General features: G+C 63.1%; 19 protein-coding genes and 3 tRNA genes. 17 read left to right on the plus strand and 5 right to left on the minus strand.

All coding sequences use genetic code 11. The features are described 5' to 3' along the window. The first annotated feature begins 165 nt into the window (after positions 1-165). The 4 genes from rplM (at position 166) to msrB (ending at position 2,734) form a co-directional block, all read left to right on the plus strand. Positions 166-642: a 50S ribosomal protein L13 gene (rplM, locus tag RT123_RS09290; RefSeq protein WP_055809236.1), complete on the plus strand. Its 477-nt coding sequence runs from the start codon at positions 166-168 to the stop codon at positions 640-642. Positions 643-644: 2 nt separating this feature from the next. Further along, on the plus strand, positions 645-1,139 hold the full coding sequence (gene rpsI, locus RT123_RS09295; protein WP_017503896.1) for a 30S ribosomal protein S9: 495 nt from the start codon (positions 645-647) through the stop codon (positions 1,137-1,139). Positions 1,140-1,240: 101 nt separating this feature from the next. Beyond that, complete coding sequence (gene argC, locus RT123_RS09300) at positions 1,241-2,191, plus strand: N-acetyl-gamma-glutamyl-phosphate reductase (RefSeq protein ID WP_313008843.1); 951 nt, start codon at positions 1,241-1,243, stop codon at positions 2,189-2,191. Between the two features lie 39 nt (positions 2,192-2,230). Beyond that, positions 2,231-2,734, plus strand: a complete 504-nt coding sequence (gene msrB, locus RT123_RS09305; RefSeq protein ID WP_284877517.1) for a peptide-methionine (R)-S-oxide reductase MsrB — start codon at positions 2,231-2,233, stop codon at positions 2,732-2,734. Here msrB and RT123_RS09310 read toward each other — a convergent pair. Beyond that, positions 2,731-3,108 carry a hypothetical protein gene (locus RT123_RS09310; RefSeq protein ID WP_055753598.1) on the minus strand — a complete coding sequence of 126 codons (378 nt, stop codon included), beginning with the start codon at positions 3,106-3,108 and terminating at the stop codon, positions 2,731-2,733. The two genes, msrB and RT123_RS09310, sit on opposite strands and share 4 nt — an antisense overlap. Next, positions 3,105-5,045: a class I poly(R)-hydroxyalkanoic acid synthase gene (phaC, locus tag RT123_RS09315; RefSeq protein WP_313008845.1), complete on the minus strand. Its 1,941-nt coding sequence runs from the start codon at positions 5,043-5,045 to the stop codon at positions 3,105-3,107. The genes RT123_RS09310 and phaC overlap by 4 nt, the downstream gene beginning before the upstream one ends. Positions 5,046-5,153: 108 nt before the next feature. Between phaC and RT123_RS09320 the strand changes: the two genes are divergently transcribed. From RT123_RS09320 to RT123_RS09360, 9 genes are all read left to right on the plus strand, one after another. Beyond that, on the plus strand, positions 5,154-5,579 hold the full coding sequence (locus tag RT123_RS09320) for a hypothetical protein (RefSeq protein WP_313008847.1): 426 nt from the start codon (positions 5,154-5,156) through the stop codon (positions 5,577-5,579). 39 nt (positions 5,580-5,618) lie between these two features. After that, positions 5,619-7,430 (plus strand): single-stranded-DNA-specific exonuclease RecJ, encoded by a 1,812-nt coding sequence (gene recJ, locus RT123_RS09325; RefSeq protein ID WP_313008848.1) that lies wholly within the window; start codon positions 5,619-5,621, stop codon positions 7,428-7,430. 78 nt (positions 7,431-7,508) lie between these two features. Next, positions 7,509-7,583: transfer RNA gene (locus RT123_RS09330), tRNA-Glu, on the plus strand. A 220-nt stretch (positions 7,584-7,803) separates the two neighbouring features. Beyond that, positions 7,804-8,343: a cold-shock protein gene (locus RT123_RS09335; protein ID WP_313008849.1), complete on the plus strand. Its 540-nt coding sequence runs from the start codon at positions 7,804-7,806 to the stop codon at positions 8,341-8,343. Positions 8,344-8,364: 21 nt separating this feature from the next. Beyond that, complete coding sequence (locus tag RT123_RS09340) at positions 8,365-8,844, plus strand: DUF192 domain-containing protein (RefSeq protein WP_055753594.1); 480 nt, start codon at positions 8,365-8,367, stop codon at positions 8,842-8,844. A gap of 45 nt (positions 8,845-8,889) precedes the next feature. Further along, positions 8,890-8,966 (plus strand) — tRNA-Pro (locus tag RT123_RS09345). Between the two features lie 77 nt (positions 8,967-9,043). After that, positions 9,044-9,349, plus strand: coding sequence for an ETC complex I subunit (locus tag RT123_RS09350; RefSeq protein ID WP_039245189.1), 306 nt, complete (start codon positions 9,044-9,046; stop codon positions 9,347-9,349). A 19-nt stretch (positions 9,350-9,368) separates the two neighbouring features. After that, positions 9,369-9,445: transfer RNA gene (locus tag RT123_RS09355), tRNA-Arg, on the plus strand. A 27-nt stretch (positions 9,446-9,472) separates the two neighbouring features. Then, positions 9,473-10,429, plus strand: coding sequence for a rhodanese-related sulfurtransferase (locus RT123_RS09360; RefSeq protein ID WP_313008851.1), 957 nt, complete (start codon positions 9,473-9,475; stop codon positions 10,427-10,429). Between the two features lie 7 nt (positions 10,430-10,436). Here RT123_RS09360 and RT123_RS09365 read toward each other — a convergent pair whose 3' ends face one another. The 3 genes from RT123_RS09365 to RT123_RS09375 are packed head-to-tail and all read right to left on the minus strand — an operon-like array spanning position 10,437 to position 12,435. Further along, positions 10,437-11,189, minus strand: a complete 753-nt coding sequence (locus RT123_RS09365; protein ID WP_313008853.1) for a DUF1295 domain-containing protein — start codon at positions 11,187-11,189, stop codon at positions 10,437-10,439. Positions 11,190-11,239: 50 nt separating this feature from the next. Continuing rightward, positions 11,240-11,878, minus strand: coding sequence for a ChrR family anti-sigma-E factor (locus RT123_RS09370; RefSeq protein WP_313008854.1), 639 nt, complete (start codon positions 11,876-11,878; stop codon positions 11,240-11,242). Continuing rightward, entirely contained in the window at positions 11,875-12,435 is a 561-nt protein-coding gene (locus RT123_RS09375) for a sigma-70 family RNA polymerase sigma factor (RefSeq protein ID WP_313008856.1), read from the minus strand. The genes RT123_RS09370 and RT123_RS09375 overlap by 4 nt, the downstream gene beginning before the upstream one ends. A gap of 184 nt (positions 12,436-12,619) precedes the next feature. Here RT123_RS09375 and RT123_RS09380 point away from each other — a divergent pair, with 184 nt between their 5' ends. From RT123_RS09380 to RT123_RS09395, 4 genes are all read left to right on the plus strand, one after another. Further along, entirely contained in the window at positions 12,620-13,957 is a 1,338-nt protein-coding gene (locus tag RT123_RS09380) for an FAD-dependent oxidoreductase (RefSeq protein ID WP_313008858.1), read from the plus strand. Continuing rightward, positions 13,954-14,754: a DUF1365 domain-containing protein gene (locus RT123_RS09385; protein WP_313008860.1), complete on the plus strand. Its 801-nt coding sequence runs from the start codon at positions 13,954-13,956 to the stop codon at positions 14,752-14,754. The genes RT123_RS09380 and RT123_RS09385 overlap by 4 nt, the downstream gene beginning before the upstream one ends. Positions 14,755-14,940: 186 nt before the next feature. After that, positions 14,941-16,137, plus strand: a complete 1,197-nt coding sequence (locus RT123_RS09390; RefSeq protein ID WP_313008862.1) for a site-specific integrase — start codon at positions 14,941-14,943, stop codon at positions 16,135-16,137. Continuing rightward, positions 16,134-16,744 (plus strand): hypothetical protein (locus RT123_RS09395; protein ID WP_313008863.1); only part of this gene is annotated, 611 nt, incomplete at its 3' end. The genes RT123_RS09390 and RT123_RS09395, both read left to right, overlap by 4 nt.

The raw sequence follows: 16,744 nt of genomic DNA on the forward strand, positions 1-16,744 counted from the left end.
TCAGGTATTTTAATACCGTATTTGAAAAATCGCTTTTAAACAATACGTTGTGGCAAATGTGGTGTCGTCATGTCCGTTGACGCGACCAATCGTCTCCTGTATCAGCGCGCCTTCATTCGGTTCCCTCGGGGGCCGGACCCGATTTTCGTTTCCAGGAACCCCCTCATGCTGAAGAGCACTACGGCTTCGTTGAAGCCGGCCGAGGTCGAGAAGAAGTGGATCCACATCGACGCCGAAGGCGTCGTGGTGGGCCGCCTCGCGACTTTCATCGCCAACCGTCTGCGCGGCAAGCACCGCGGCGACTACACCCCGCACGTCGATTGCGGCGACTATGTCGTCGTCACCAACGTCGACAAGGTGGTGTTCACCGGCAAGAAGAACACCGACAAGATCTACTATCGCCACACCGGTCACCCGGGCGGCGTCAAGTCGACCACGCCTGAGAAGGTTCTGGGCGGCCGCTTCCCCGAGCGCGTGCTTGAAAAGGCCGTCGAGCGCATGCTGCCCAAGGAAAGCCCCTTGGCCCGCAAGCAGATGACGCACCTGCGCCTGTTCTCTGGCAACCAGCACGACCACGAAGCCCAGCAACCGGAAACGATCGACTTCAAGTCGGCGTCGCCCAAGAACACCCGGAGCGTCTGAGCATGACCGACGTGACCAACACCGAAACCGCCACCGGCTTCGACGCCCTGAAGGGCCTGAGCTCTTCGGTCGAGAACGACGCGCCCGTCTATGTCCAGAAGCTGGACGCTCAAGGCCGCGCCTATTCGACCGGCAAGCGCAAGAACGCCATCGCTCGCGTCTGGGTGAAGCCCGGCACCGGCAAGATCACCATCAACGGCAAGGACCAGGAGCAGTATTTCGCTCGTCCCGTGCTGCGCATGATGATCGCTCAGCCGCTGACCGTCTCGGACCGCGCCACTCAGTATGACGTGATCTGCACCGTCGAAGGTTCGGGTCTGTCGGGCCAAGCTGGCGCCATCCGCCACGGCCTGTCGCATGCCCTGACGCACTTCGAACCGGAACTGCGTAAGGTCCTGAAGCCGCACGGCTTCCTGACCCGCGACAGCCGCGTCGTCGAGCGCAAGAAGTACGGCCGCGCCAAGGCTCGCCGCAGCTTCCAGTTCTCGAAGCGCTAATCGCGTTTACGCGGTTTGGATTTGGGGCGCTTCGGGGAGACCTGGAGCGCCCTTTTTCTTGCGCCTTTGCTCCTTAAGTGGAGAAGTGACGGGAGAGACAGATGACCCACACCATCTTCATTGACGGCGAGGCCGGCACCACGGGGCTGGAAATCCGCGAGCGGCTGGAAGCGCGCCCGGATCTGAACCTGCTGTTGCTGGGCGACAGACGTCGGGACGCGGATGCGCGGCGTGAGGCCCTGAACGGCGCCGATGCGGTTATCCTGTGTCTGCCCGACGATGCGGCGCGGGAAGCCGTGGCCATGATCGAAAACCCGTCGGTCAAGGTGATCGACGCCTCGACCGCCTATCGGGTCGCGCCGGGCTGGGCCTATGGCTTTCCTGAAATGGATGGAGAGCAGCGTGCACTGATCGCGCGGTCTCAGTTCGTGTCGAACCCCGGCTGCTATCCCACGGGCTTCATCGGCCTGATGCGGCCGCTGGTGAAGGCAGGTCTCGTTCCAGCCAACTATCCGGTCACGGTCAATGCGGTGTCGGGCTATTCCGGCGGCGGCAAGGCCATGATCGCCGAGTTCGAAGCCGCCCCAAAAGATGGCGGAGGCGCCGCGACCGCCTATCGCGCCTATGGTTTGACGCTGAGGCACAAGCATGTGCCCGAAATGACCAAACACACAGGTCTGAGCCGAGACGTACTGTTCACGCCGGCGGTCGGAAACTATCGCCAGGGCATGCTGGTCGAGGTTCCGCTGCATCTGGCGGCCCTGCCGGAAACCCCCTCTGTCGAACGGCTGCACGGCGCCCTGGTCGAGGCCTATGACGGCCAGCGGTTCGTCGAGGTCGCCGACCTGGAGGAGACCGAGGCCATGACCGGCATCGAGCCCGAGGGCCTGAACGGCACCAACCGACTGCGTCTGCATGTCTTCGGTGATCGCAATGGCGAACAGGCGCGGCTGGTGGCTTTGCTGGACAACCTGGGCAAGGGCGCTTCAGGCGCGGCGGTGCAGAACCTGAACATCATGCTGGGCCTGGATGAGGCGACCGGCCTGATCTGAGGTCTGAAACCATTCCGCGACCTTCGTCGTATCAGGGACATGACCCAGTCCCTGATCCCGCATCGCCGGGGCCTTCTAATGGGCGCCGGCGCGCTCGCCCTGTCCGCCTGTTCGCCTGAGACGTCCGAAGCCGGGGAGGGGCAGTACGCAGCCTCGCCCTATCGTCGGGTGTCCGATGCGGATTGGCGACGACGCTTGGGCGAAGCCTCCTGGCGCGTCATGCGGCACGAGGGGACGGAGCGTCCCTATTCCAGCCCTCTCAACGATCAGCATGCGCGCGGGACGTTCGTCTGCAAGGGCTGCGATCTGCCGCTGTTCCGATCGCAGTGGAAGTTCGATTCCCACACCGGCTGGCCCAGCTTCTATGACATCATCGCCGCCAATATCGGCAAGAAGCGCGACCTGGCCATCGGCATTCCACGCACCGAATACCATTGCGCCCGCTGCCTGGGACACCAGGGGCATGTGTTCGACGATGGTCCGCGTCCGACGGGGCTGCGCTACTGCAACAACGGTGTGGCGCTGAAGTTCGTCTCGGCCTAGGCGCGACGGGCGCGCACGGCTGAATCGACGGTCAGGCCGAAGATGACCGAGGCGATGATCACCAGCAGCCCATAGTCGTGACCGGCGAAGAAAACGGGCGCGCAGGCCATGGCGATGACGATCAATGGAAACAGTCCGGCCCAGACCGCCGTACCCGGCGTACTGACGTGGATCAGCGGCTGAGCGACCGGTCGTTTCATCGCGCGCGCCATTCGTTCATTAAGCAGGACAAAGGCGGCCGCGCAGATGACGGCCGAGATCACATATTTGACCGTGTTGCCCGGTTCTCCGAACAGGCTGGCCGTCATGATCAGCAGGATCAAGGCGACGCCTGTGCTGAGGGCGAGCAAGGCGTTGGGTTCGAGACGGTTCAAGACTTCACTTTCACATAGCTGCCCGGCGCTGGCTCGATTGGCTTGAGTGGCCCCTTGGCCGGGTCGCGGGCGGGGATTTTCTTACCGGAACGCGCGCCGAGCCAGGCCGCCCAATGCTCCCACCAGCTGCCGGGATGTTCGACGGCGTCAGCCTGCCATTCGGCCAAGGTCGCGGGCAGGGCGGGGTTGGTCCAGTGCTGATATTTCTTTGCGGCGGGGGCGTTGATGACGCCGGCGATGTGACCTGACCCGGCCAGGGTAAAGGTCACGTCCTCGCCGCCAAACAGTTTGGCGGACCGATAGACCGAGTTCATCGGCGCGATGTGATCCTCGCGGCTGGCCTGAAAATAGAGCGGGATCTCGACCTTCGACAGGTCCGCCGTCAGGCCGCCGATCTCGAACTGCCCCTTGGCCAAGGCGTTGGCCCCATACATGTGACGCAGATAGTCGAGATGCAGCGTCTTGGGCATGCGGGTCTGATCGGCGTTCCAGAACAGCAGGTCGAAGGCGGGCGGATCCTTGCCCAGCAGATAGTTGCTGATGAAGAAGGACCAGATCAGGTCGTTGGACCGCAGGGCGTTGAATGTTTCCGCCATGGCCGCGCCCGGCAAGACGCCGCCCGCCGCATCCATCTGACGCTCGATCTCGGCGATCCAGTGTTCGTCGGTGAACAGCAGCAGGTCGCCGGCCTCGGCGAAGTCATGTTGAGCGGCGAAGAAAGTGGCGGCGGCGATGCGCTTGTCGCCCTTGGCCGCCATATGCGCCAGACCAGCGCCAAGCAGGGTGCCGCCGATGCAATATCCCACGGCATTCAGTTGCTTGGTTCCCGCCTGCTCCAGCGTCTTGTCGACCGCGCGATAAATGCCCTTTTCCAGATAGTCGTCGAAGCCGAAGCCGGCCTTGTCCTTGTCCGGATTGACCCAGGAACAGACGAAGACCGTGAAGCCCTGAGCCGACAGCCAGCGGATCAGCGAGTTCGCCGGCTGCAGGTCCATGATGTAGAATTTGTTGATCCAGGGCGGGAAGATAAGCAGCGGGAATTCGTGCTGGGTTTCGGTCGTCGGCGCGTACTGGATCAGTTCGAACAGCTCATCGCGCCACACGACCTGGCCCGGCGCGGTGGCGACGTTCTCACCGACGACGAACTTGCCGTAGTCGGCCTGACTGATCCGCAGCGATCCGCCGCCACGTTCCAAATCCGCGGCGAAGTTCTGCATGCCCTTCACCAGCGATTCGCCGCTGGTCTCCGACAAGGCTTTCAGCGCGACGGGGTTGGAGGCCAAAAAGTTCGACGGGGAGAAGGCGTCGGTCAGCAGGCGGGTGAAGAATTGGGCGCGACGTTTCAGCGTAGGATCGATATCCTCAACCCCGGCGATCAGGCCGTTCATCCACTCCGACGTCAGCAGATAGGATCGCCGCATCATGTCGAACATGGGGTTTTCGGACCAAGCCGGGTCCTTGAACCGCTTGTCGACCGGGGCGGGATCGGGCGCCTCGCCGGCCGCCTGACGCGCCGTCGATGACCAGAGCTGCATATAGCGGCCAAACAGGTCGGCCTGGGCCTGAATCATCTTGTCGGGCTGGGCGGCCAAGCTGGTCATGACTGACGTCATGGCTGGCGCGACGTTGAAGGGATCGGCGGAAAGGGCGTTCGGCCGATCGGCCTGGGTCAGCGCCGCCTCGGCGATCGCGCTCTGGGCCATCATGGCCGCCTTGGCCAGATTCATCGACAGGGTTTCGATCACCTCGGCCTGGCTGGACGCTGGTGCGGTCGGTTCAGGCGTTGGCTCCGCATGGGTTTCAGAGGCGGCCTCCCGCGTTTCGGCAGGTTTCGACCTGGGCTGGCGAGGCGGGCGGGGCTTGGCGGACGTCGGACGTCCGGCTTTGCGTGCGGGGCGATCGGGGGCGTCTGTCGGCGTTCTGGGAGTCTTGGCCATGATCGTCCTTCGCGCTTCCGGCGTCAGAGGGCGGTTCATCCGCCCTTCCGCGCACCGCGATGATGGCATAAGACCATCAAGGAAATGAACGCGTCGCACTCGAAAAAGATGATCCTGATCGCCGCAGTTGCGATCGCGACGCCATTGAGCGGCTGTATCGGCGCATCCGCCTCGAAGACTGAGGCTGTCTCGCCGTTGGCGCCGCGTATCCAGGAACTGGTCGACGCCAATCGGCGCTATCCGCGCTGGGAAGACTTTCCGGCAGCGCCGACCGATCTGCCGCCGGTGACGCAGGTCGCGTCAAATGTGCAGCGTCTCCAAGGCGACAGCGCGACGCTGACCAGCGAGATCGCACGCATCGACTGGACGCTCGGCGACGCCGAGGCGCTCGCCGCCGAAACACGCGCGGCCGTGAACGCCGTTCCGGTGTCGCCCGACGCCGTCCGAACCCAGGCGGATATCGAGGCCTTCGCTCAAAGCCTGCGTGATAGGGCCAAGGCTCCGCCGCCGCTCGACCGTCGCCCGGCGCGATGAGCGGTCGCGCGGGAGGCAGAATCCCGCGATAATGCGCTCATGGCAGACGACGGCGGCACAAAGACTTTGAACGCATTCCTCGGCGTGTCTCGGTCCCTGTCTGGGCGCGCATGGCGTCAACGTCCGGCCGATGCCGCCACGACGCGCGCGCACATGCAGACCCTGAACCTGGAAGAACCGTTTGCCCGGGCCTTGGCCTCGCGGGGCGTTCGCGCAGACCAGGGCCAAGATTTCCTTACCCCGACCCTGCGCGCCCTGTTTCCCGACCCGTCCAGCTTTATGGATATGGACGCAGCGGCCGATGCGATCCTGAACGCGCTTCAGGCCAAGGCGAACATTCATGTGTTCGCCGACTACGACGTGGACGGCGCCTCCAGCGCGGCGCTGCTGGTGCGTTGGTTCCGGACGATGGGGCATACGCTTTCGATCTATGTTCCGGATCGGATGACCGAAGGTTACGGCCCCAGCGCCAAGGCCTTCGATACGCTGAAAGCGTCGGGCGCAGACCTGGTCATTACGGTGGATTGTGGGGCGGCGGCGAACGAAGCCCTGGCCCATGCGGCCGCCATCGCCCTTAACGTCGTCGTTATCGATCACCACCTGATGCGCAGCGAGCCGCCGACGGCGTTGGCGGTCGTCAACCCAAACCGGCCGGGCTGCAACTCGGGTCAGGGAAATCTGGCGGCGGCAGGCGTCGTCTTCGTGCTTCTGGCGGCGCTGAACCGGGAGGGGCGGCGGCGGGGCCTGTTCGCCGAGAGGGCCGAGCCGGACATTCGTCAGTGGCTGGATCTGGCGGCCCTGGGTGCCATCTGCGACGTGACCGGGCTAACCGGCTTCAATCGCGCGCTGACCGGCCTTGGTCTGAAGGTCATGAGCGACTGGCGCAATCCGGGTCTGCGCGCGCTGTTGGCGGCGGCCGGCGCCGAACCGGGACCGGCCAAGAGCAATCATGCCGGTTTCATCCTGGGACCGCGCATCAATGCGGGAGGACGCATCGGTCGCTCCGACCTCGGCGCGCGGTTGTTGTCGACGGATGATCCGGCCGAGGCCGAGGCCCTGGCGATCGAGCTCGATGCCCTGAACGTGTCACGGCGCGATGTCGAGCGAGCCGTCACCGACGCCGCTGTTCGTCGAGTCGAGGCGACAGGCGCCCATGCCGACGAGAGCGCCGTCATCGTGGTCGCGGGCGAGGACTGGCATCCGGGCGTCGTCGGGATCGTCGCCGGCCGTTTACGCGAGCGCTGGCGCAAGCCGGTGATCGTCATCGGCGTCGATCCCGTAACCGGTCTCGGGAAGGGCTCAGGCCGGTCACAGCCAGGCATGAACCTGGGACGCGCGATCCAGGCGGCCTGGGAGAGCGGGATCCTGCTCGCTGGCGGCGGTCATGCCATGGCGGCAGGCCTGACGATGGACGGTGCGCGCGTGCCCGAGCTGACCGCCTTCCTGAACGAGAGCCTCGCTACCGAAAGGGTCGAAGCTGTCGCACAGGACGTGCTGGAGATCGACGCCCTGATCGACCCCGCGGCGGCGACGCGCGATCTGTTCGAATCGTTCGAGCGTCTGGCCCCATTCGGCCCTGCCAACCCGGAACCCAGCTTCGCCCTAAGCGGGGTTCAAGCCCGCGAACCCGTCGCCATGAATGGCGGTCATGTGCGGTGCCGGCTGATCGGTCCAGATGGCGCGTCGGTCAAGGCCATCGCCTGGCGCTGCGCCGATCTGCCGACGGGCCAAGCCTTGCTGTCGGGGCAGGGCGGGCTGAGCATCGTGGGCCGGCTGAAGGCTGACGACTGGAATGGGCGCAAGGGCGTGCAGTTCGAGATCGAGGATGTCGCCGATCCTCGAATGATCTGACGGCGGCTACAAAAAACTGAAAATCCACGCTTGCACCGCTCCGAGGGCGCAGCTATATCGCCGGCTCTCCCGCGCAGCGGTCCCTTCGTCTATCGGTTAGGACGTCAGGTTTTCAACCTGAAAAGAGGGGTTCGACTCCCCTAGGGACTGCCACGCGGGCAGTATTATGGTTGAGCCTTTGAGGCTCCCGGCAAGCAGCCTAGCGCAGATAGCACGAGAGACAGGCGGTCATTCGCCAGCGCCTGCGATGCGCGTCTGCACTCTCCCAAACGCAAGCTTCTGCATAGACGCGCATTTTCCGCTTTTCAAAATTTCGCGGAACGGTGTTAAATATAAAACGAGTCCGCTGGAGGCGCGGGCGGGGGTTTTTTAAGTGTCTGACTTTAGAGAGACGGAAACGGCGCAGACCGTTCGCGTCACTGGGCGCGTGAAGTGGTTCGACGCCGTCAAGGGCTACGGTTTCATCGTCCCTGACGATCCGACCCTGACCGAAACGAGAGATGTCCTGCTGCATATCAGCAGCCTGCGGGATCTCGGCCGTGACGCGGCCGATGAAGGCGCGACCATCACCTGCGACTGCGTCAAGCGCGCCAAGGGTTGGCAGACGATCGAGATCCATGACCTGGGCGAGGGCGCAGCGACGCCGGCCGTGCGCCGCCCTGTGACTTCGCCGTCGCCACGGCCGGTCGCCGAAAGTGACGAACAGTTGGAGACCGCTCTGGTCAAATGGTTCAATCGCACCAAGGGCTACGGATTCGTCGTGCGTGATCGCGAACCGGGCGATATCTTCGTCCACATCGAAACCTTGCGTCGCTGCGGCCTGGATGATCTGATTCCTGGCGATGCGGTGCGGGTGCGATTCGCCAACGGGCCCAAAGGTCTGGTGGTTGCAGACATCAGAACGGGCGACTGATCGAGCGCCCAGGAGAGGCGTATGATCAAGGCGACGAGACGTTTTGCAATGGCGGGCTTGGTTATGCTCGCTCTCGCCGGATGCGCGGCCAAGGCGCCTGTCGGCCCCAATGGCGAACCGCTGCAGAAGCTGGCCGTCGTGACCACGTCGGGCGAGCATCAGTTCTGGGTCGAAATCGCCGACGAAGAGCCCGAACGTCAACGCGGACTGATGTTCCGTCCGCCGCTCGAAGCCGACCGCGGCATGCTATTCCAGTGGCCGGGCGAAGCGCCGCGCGAGCAAAGCTTCTGGATGCGCAACACGCCGAGCTCCCTGGATATTCTGTATATCGATCCGCAGGGCCGGATCGTCTCAATCGCTTCGCACGCCACGCCCTTCTCCGAGGCGCCGATACCGTCCAACGGCGCCGCCAACGGCGTATTGGAACTGCGGGCAGGGCGGGCGGCCGAAATCAACGCCAAGCCGGGTGACAAAGTTTTACATCCTTATTTCAAGCCTTGATTGCGGATCGCCTCGCGAAGTGCCAATAGAGCGCTCCGTTCGGTCCGGGGTGTAGCGCAGCCTGGTAGCGCATCTGGTTTGGGACCAGAGGGTCGGAGGTTCGAATCCTCTCGCCCCGACCAACGGAAGGCCGCTGGATCATATGACCGGCGCGCGTTATGGCAGGGTTACAGACCCCGCCGTCACTAAGGATTTCGCCATGTTGGCTCGCATCTACCGCCCGGCCAAAACTGCGATGCAGTCGGGCAAGGCCAAGAGCCGCGACTGGCGGCTGGAATTCGAACCGGCGTCGGCGCGCACCATCGATCCGCTGATGGGCTGGACCAGCTCCACCGACATGAACGGCCAGGTTCGGCTGAGCTTCGAATCGAAGGAAGAGGCGATCGAATACGCCGAGCGTCACGGCATCGCCTTCCGTCTGCACGAGCCGAACGATCCGCCGGTGATCATCAAGGCCTATGCCGACAATTTCGCCACCAACCGCAAACAGTCCTGGACGCACTGACGCCTGACGTCTTGCCAGAGCGCCCATAGCTCAACCGGATAGAGCACCCGCCTTCTAAGCGGGATGTTGCAGGTTCGAGTCCTGCTGGGCGCGCCACCTCCGGAGCCTTCGAGGGGCTGATCCATGACCGACCATCAGACCTCGTGCGATCAAGCCGTCCGTGTCGCCGCACTCTACCGGTTCGCGCCGGTGGCCGACCCCGAAGCCGTACGCAGGACGCTTCAGGCGGTCTGCGACGCCGGTCAGGTGAGGGGGACCCTGCTCGTCGCGCCGGAGGGTCTGAACGGCACCATCGCAGGATCGGAGGCGGCCATCGCAGCGGTGCTGTCCACGATCCACGCCATGCCAGGATTCGAGACGCTCGAACTCAAATACGCCTGGACAGACGCCCTGCCGTTCCACCGGATGAAGGTGCGCGTCAAACGCGAGATCGTCACCATGGGACAGCCGGATCTGGATCCTGCGAATGGGGCGGGGGTCTACGTTGCGCCCACGGACTGGAACGCCCTGATCGCCGATCCCGAGACCTTGGTGATCGATACGCGCAACGATTATGAGGGCGAGATCGGCGCGTTCGAACGGGCCGTCCAACCCAATACTCGCAGCTTTCGCGATTTTCCCGACTGGTTCCGTAGCGAAGGGCGCGCCCTAATTGAGCAGACCGGCGCCAAGCGCGTGGCCATGTACTGCACCGGCGGCATTCGCTGTGAGAAATCGACGGCCTTCCTGAAGGCTGAGGGTGTGGAGAACGTCCACCATCTGGAAGGCGGCATCCTTCGCTATCTTGAGACAGTGGATGAGAATCAGAGCCTATGGCGGGGAGAGTGTTTCGTCTTTGACGAACGCGTCTCGGTCGGTCACCGCCTAAGCCAAGGTCCCCACACCTTGTGCCGGGGATGTCGTCTGCCAGTGGACGAGGCCGGTCGGGCTTCGCCGCACTACGTCGAAGGCGTGTGCTGCGAGCGTTGTCACGGCGCCCGCGATGAAATGCAACGGCAGCGATATGCCGAGCGTCACAGGCAGATGGAGATGGCCCGAGAACGCGGAGACACGCATCTGGGGAAAGCCCAGAGGGACTGAGATCAATTCAACGACCGGGCGGGCGAGGGAAGAAGGCGCTGGTGCGGGCGGCGTATGCCTCGAACGCCTTGGGTCGCGACTGTCGCATATGCTCTTCCAGCAAGGGCACGCCGGAGACCTGGGTCAGAAGCCAGTACATATAGGCTGGTCCGGTCAGCGCCAGCCAACCCCAGGGCCATGCACCGCTCAGATCGATGGCGAACACAGGCCAAGCGCACCAGCTCACCCATTCGAAAAAGTAGTTCGGGTGGCGTGACCAGGCCCACAGACCGACATCGCAGATTCCACCCTTGTTGGCCGGGTTGCGTTTGAAGGCCGCCAGCTGGCGATCGGAAACGGCTTCTCCAACCAGGGCTCCGACAAAGATTAGTGTCGCTACAGCATCTTGGAGCGTCAGGCCCGGCGCCGGGTTGCGTGCCGCCGCCATCACGCTGAGCGCCAAGAAGGCGGCGGCTCCGGCTTGCAACATAAGGAAGCCGAACATCTTGACCTGAAAACCGGCGCCCCAGTCCTTTCGTAGACGCGCGTAGCGAGCGTCTTCTCGCTCCTCGTGGGCGGCGCGAACAGCGATATGGGACCCTAGCCGCAAGCCCCAAAGGCCGATCAGAAGCGCCGCAAGATACTGGCGCAACGACGGAGCGGCGCCGTCGATGGGGAATAACGCGACGCCGACACCGGCCGCTCCCAGTCCAAGCGACCAGAAGGCGTCCGCCCAACCGCCTTGGCCCGTTCGTCTCTGAACCAGCCAGGCCGTAGACATGACGACAACGAGAAACAGGGCGGCGACACCCCAAATGGTCGCCAGCGCCGTCACAGGCGAACGAAGGGCTGGATCAGCTTGCCGACCCACCCATCCAGCTGAATCTGACCGTCAAGCGCGACGACGCACAGGCACGGCTCGTCCGACACCACACGGGGTTGGTGCAGCACATCCGGGTCCGCCTCTTCAAAGTCCCCCACATCGAACCGCTCGGTTTCGGTCGCATAGGCACCGGAGATGACGCAGGTCAACTCGACGCCGCCATGCGTGTGTTTTGGCGTCTCACGACCGGATTCGATCTTCAGAAGAATGACACGGCAATCCCCATCCCGCGGCGCATGGACGTCGCGCACACGCATGCCAGGCCCGACCCAGCGCCATGGACCCAACGCATAGCGTCGCAGCGGCTCGGGCAGCTCGGGCATGTCGTTCAACGGCGGGCTGTGTCTGGCCTTGCCGGCATCCGTCTCGATCCGCGCCATCGCCAAGGCGAGCGCATCATCCGACAAGGGGGAGGGGAGCGTCTCGTTCAAGAACTCGCCGCCGACGGATTGCAGGTCGCGCACCCAGGCGTCATTGGCCGGCCGCATCGCCAGATGCGCCGCCATCACCACAGCCTCGGGCGGGCTGAGCGTGCCGGCCGCATAGGCCAGCAAACGTTCCTCGGACGGATTGCGCTGAGGTTTCATCGCGCGGCCTCTTCAGACGGCGCGAGGATCAAACGAAGCTTGGTCATGGCGTTACGAATACGGGATTTGACGGTGCCGAGCGGCAGGCCGAGATGTTTGGCGATCTCGGAATGAGAGTTGTCCATGAAGAAGGCCAGACGCAGAACCTCGACATGGTCAGCGCTGAGCCGCGACAGAGCGTCACGCACGCGATCCGCGTCTTGCGACATCGACAGCAGTTCATCCGGCCGGCGGACGTCGTCCCCCGCCAGCTCGATTTCGGGCGTCGGCAAGGGTCGCGCGTCACGACGAAGCATGTCCAGCCGACGGTTGCGAGCGATGGTGAAAATCCACGTGGCGGCGCGCGCCTTGGACGAATCAAACAGATCGGCCTTGCGCCACACGGTCAGCATGGCGTCCTGCGCGAAGTCCTCGGCCGCGCCGGGCGTCGCGCCCGACTTGATCAACCAAGCCTTCAACCGTGGTGCGAAGTAGGCGAAGAGCGCAGCGAACGCGTCACGATCGCGCCTCAGGGCGATCTGTTCGATCAGCCGATCATGCAGCAGCGGATCAGGCAAGCTGTCGAGCGCCTTCACGCGGTTTGACCGACATGGCGTTGATGCGAAGGATAACGGCTCGGCATGCATGAACACTAATACGCTCAGCGGAAATGTCTGGATCAATCGCGATCCGAACATGACGGCGACCCGTAATCCGTTCATGCCTTAGCGACTGCGCTGCGGCGTATCTTTCGGAGTTTTCATGCCTCTGTCGTCCGCGACGCCCTCTGCCGAACGTCAAAAGATCGCTGTGGTCGGATCTGGCGTCGCCGCGCTGTCTTCGGCTTGGCTTCTGTCGAAACGCCATGACGTGACGCTTTACGAAAAGGGCGACCGCCTGGGCGGGCATTCCAATACGGTGATGGCCAGCGTGCCTTCTGGCGACATCGCCGTCGACACTGGCTTCATCTGCTTCAATGACGCGACCTATCCCAATCTGATCGCCCTGTTCGAGCATTTGGGGATCGCGACACGCGCGACGGATATGTCGTTCGCTGTCTCACTAGATGACGGACAGTTCGAGTATGCCGCGCCAGGCTTGTTTGCTCAGCGTCGGAATGCCCTGCGTCCTCGCTTCTGGTCGATGCTGAGCGAAATCCTGCGCTTCTATCGCGAGGCGCCAAAGGATTTGGCGGCGATGTCCGATTCTTCGCTGACGCTCGGCGACTATTTAAAGCGCGAAGGATTCAGCGAGGCATTCCGCGACGATCACCTGCTGCCCATGGCCGCCGCGATCTGGTCATCGCCGGCGCACACGCTGATGGACTATCCGGCCGAGTCCTTCATCCGTTTCTGCGGCAATCACGGCCTGCTGAAACTGGTGGGGCGGCCGCTGTGGCGCACCGTCGAGGGTGGCAGCCGCGTCTATGTCGAACATCTCGCTCGCGCCATCCGGGACATTCGGCTGGACCACGGCGTCACGGCGGTGCGGCGCAGCGACCAAGGCGTTTTCGTCCACGACAGCCGAGGCGGCGTCGAGCGCTACGACCAGGTCGTGATTGGATCCCATGCCGATCAGGCTCTGGCTATGCTGGCCGAACCGACGGCGCAGGAGAAGGTGCTGCTCGGCGCCTTCCGATACAGTCGAAATCTGACCGTCCTGCATACCGACGCCGGCCTGATGCCGCATCGCCGTCGCGCCTGGGCCAGCTGGAACTATATCGGCGCGGATGACGGCCTCTGCGTCACCTATTGGATGAACCGACTGCAAGGCCTGCCGGGCGACGACCTTTTCGTGACGCTCAACCCGCCACGTCCGCCGCGGGCCGACACGATTTTACGCAGCGAACTGTACGAGCACCCCATCTTCGATCCCGCCGCCATACAGGCTCAAAAGCAGTTGTGGAGCCTGCAAGGGCAGGGGGGCGTCTGGTTCTGCGGGGCCCACTTCGGCGCGGGCTTCCATGAGGATGGTTTGCAATCCGGCCTTGCCGTGGCCGAACAACTTGCCGGCGTGCGTCGCCCTTGGTCCGTCGCCAACGAAAGCGGTCGCATATATCTGACGACGCCGATGAGCGCGCAACTGGAACGCGCCGCGTGACACTCGGCTCGGCCCTTTATCGCGGCCGGGTCATGCACCGGCGCCTTCGACCCAAGATCCATAAGCTTAACTATCGCGTGTTTTGGCTTCTGCTTGACCTGTCGGAAATCGATGATGTGGACGCGCGCCTGCGCCTGTTTTCGCGCAATCGGTTCAATCTCTTGTCCTTCCACGACAAGGATTACGGAGACGGTTCCGGCGCGCTGCGTCCTCAGGTGGATGCGTGGATGGCTCAAGCCGGCATCGATCTGGAGGGCGGAACTGTCCGCCTGTTAACCATGCCGCGCGTCCTTGGATACGTCTTCAACCCGATCAGCCTCTACTATTGCCTTTGGCCCGACGGACGGTTGGCCGCCATGGTTTACGAGGTGACCAGCACCTTCGGCATCCGCCACGCCTACGTCATTCCGATCCCGATCGAAGATCAGGCCGCAGGCGTCATTCGTCAGGGGGCGGCCAAGGCGCTCTACGTGTCGCCATTCATGGGCATGGAGATGGATTACCAGTTCCGTGGCCATACGCCGGACGATCGCCTCGACATGACGATCGATGGGCTGGATGCCGAAGGCGTGCTGATCACCGCCGCTATGGCGGCCAAGCGGGAACGCCTAGAGGATCGCAACATCGCTGCCGCGACAGCAGCGATCCCGCTGATGACGTTCAAGGTGGTCGCAGCGATCCAGTGGGAGGCGCTGAAGCTTTGGCTCAAGGGCGTCGGTCTGACACAGCAGCCCAAACCGGCAGAATCGCCAGTGACTATTCAACGCCAGGCTCAAGAGAGCCGTTTGCGGCCTTGAGTAGCGCACTCACACTATCGCCTAAGATATATTATGTGAAGGCCGCCCAAGTTCGAAAGTGTTGCAGAGCTATCGTGCCCTGGAGCGCAAAGCCCCGCGGCGCAGCTATCAAAACGCGCAGCAGCGGGGCTTTAAGCGGTCCGCATCCACCGCTTTTCGCTTGATTCAAACTCTGCCTTACGGGACATGCCGGCTATCTCCCAGCATGTCTTTGCGTTGATGCATCTCGATCTTCCCGCGACCCTTACGGGTCCATTCTGTGCCGACTATCGCGGATTACCTCGATACTGCTCGACGATATGGATCGACGTGCTGAACGGCCATCTCGCTCAACCGACTCGTAACCGATACGCCAGCGCTGCCAATAGTCTGTACCTGCAAGCGGCCTCGATGGTACCCAGCGTCGACCTGGACGCCGTGTTGCTAGCGCCGGATTTCTCGGAGATCGAACGCGTCCTCTCGAGCAGCCTGCTGGCCCGACAGGCCGATCAAGATCTCCGGCACTGGCAGCTCGCTTGCCGCTTCACGTTTTCCATCCTCGAGAACTTAGTTGGTATCGATGATCCTGCGATGAAGCAGCGTCTGCGGGTCATGCGGCAGCGCTTTGCCCAGCTTCGCGTTCGCCCCAGGCGGCCCTCCAACCCGGGCCGTGCGTTGCCTTGGCTAGCAGTCGAAGATCTCTACGAAATCTTCGACCCTGCTTCTCCTCGCAACCCCTTCAGAACGCCGTCCAGCCGGTGGCGAAATTTCGTAATTTTTCTGGTTCTTGTGCAACTTGGTCTGCGCCGCGGTGAGGCTTTGAGCCTGACGGTGGATTCACTTAAGCAGCAATTCGACCCCAGCCTAGGCGAAGTGCGCCATTGGCTTGATGTCTGTCCTCCCGACCACAACGCCGACAGCCGGTCCCGAAAGCCGGCGCTGAAAAACCGTCATGCTGTCCGCCAGCTGCCCATACAACAGGTCTTGGCTGTGGCGATCGACACTTACGTGAGCCAGTACCGACCTGATGTGGGCCACGCCTTTCTGTTCTCCTCGGCCGAGGGCCATCCGCTTGCCCTGAGCTCGTTGGGCAGCGTCATAGATGTCGCTTCGAAGCAAATGTCTCCGCAGGCGTTTGCGGCGCTCAGGGATGAAGGCATCTCGAAAGTCTCGCCGCATGATTTCCGGCACACTTCGGCGGTCATCCGGATTCAGCGCTTCATGGACGCCGGCATGGAGTTGGAAGAGGCGCTCCACCGGCTTCGACCATTCTTCGGCTGGAAGCGGTCATCGGACATGCCTTTCCACTACGCTGGCGCGTACTTCGCCCCTCGCCACAGCAAGATCTGGGATGAGACCTTTGAGAGGAGCCTGACCGCTCTTCGCGCTGGATCCGGCCAATGACTGAGCAGCTGCCACTGTTCGAGGCGGTGCCCGCTCTTCCGCAGTTGCCGCCCCTTCCTAGCATCATCCGCTACTATGATGATTTCGATCGGATCGATCGGCGGCTGGATAGTCTCCATGAAGATACGTGGAATATTCACCGAAATGGTGAGGTAGATTGCTTTGCGTTTGGTGGCATTCCGGAGCCGGTCCGAAGCGTCGTTAAACGCGTGCTTTCTGAGACGCTCGTGGGTAACGCCACCACGACAGCGGCGAACTATTGGCGCTGCTGGGTCGCGTCGCCCACGGACTGCCTTTATGAGGGAGTTGTCTATGCAATACAGCAGAGCCCTGTGGAGTTTCGGTCCTGGTGGACCATGCAGGCTGTTGAACAACTGAGCCGTCATCAAGCACTCGCCTTCCGGCACCTACTCCATTGGCTCTGCCGCTGGGAGGTGGGCCAGTGGAGAAGTGCAGACGCCGCCCTCGTTCGCGCTTTGCCCGGCCACGCCTATCGGAAATACGCAGGCGTCAGAGATAGGTCGTCGATCCTCCCTTATGAGGCGAGGTCGACGATCGTCGCTTATCTCGATGAGCTCAGCGGACTTGCAGCGTCGGGGCAGTGTAC

It is taken from the genome of Brevundimonas vesicularis (assembly GCF_032067225.1).
GTDB lineage: Bacteria > Pseudomonadota > Alphaproteobacteria > Caulobacterales > Caulobacteraceae > Brevundimonas > Brevundimonas vesicularis_F.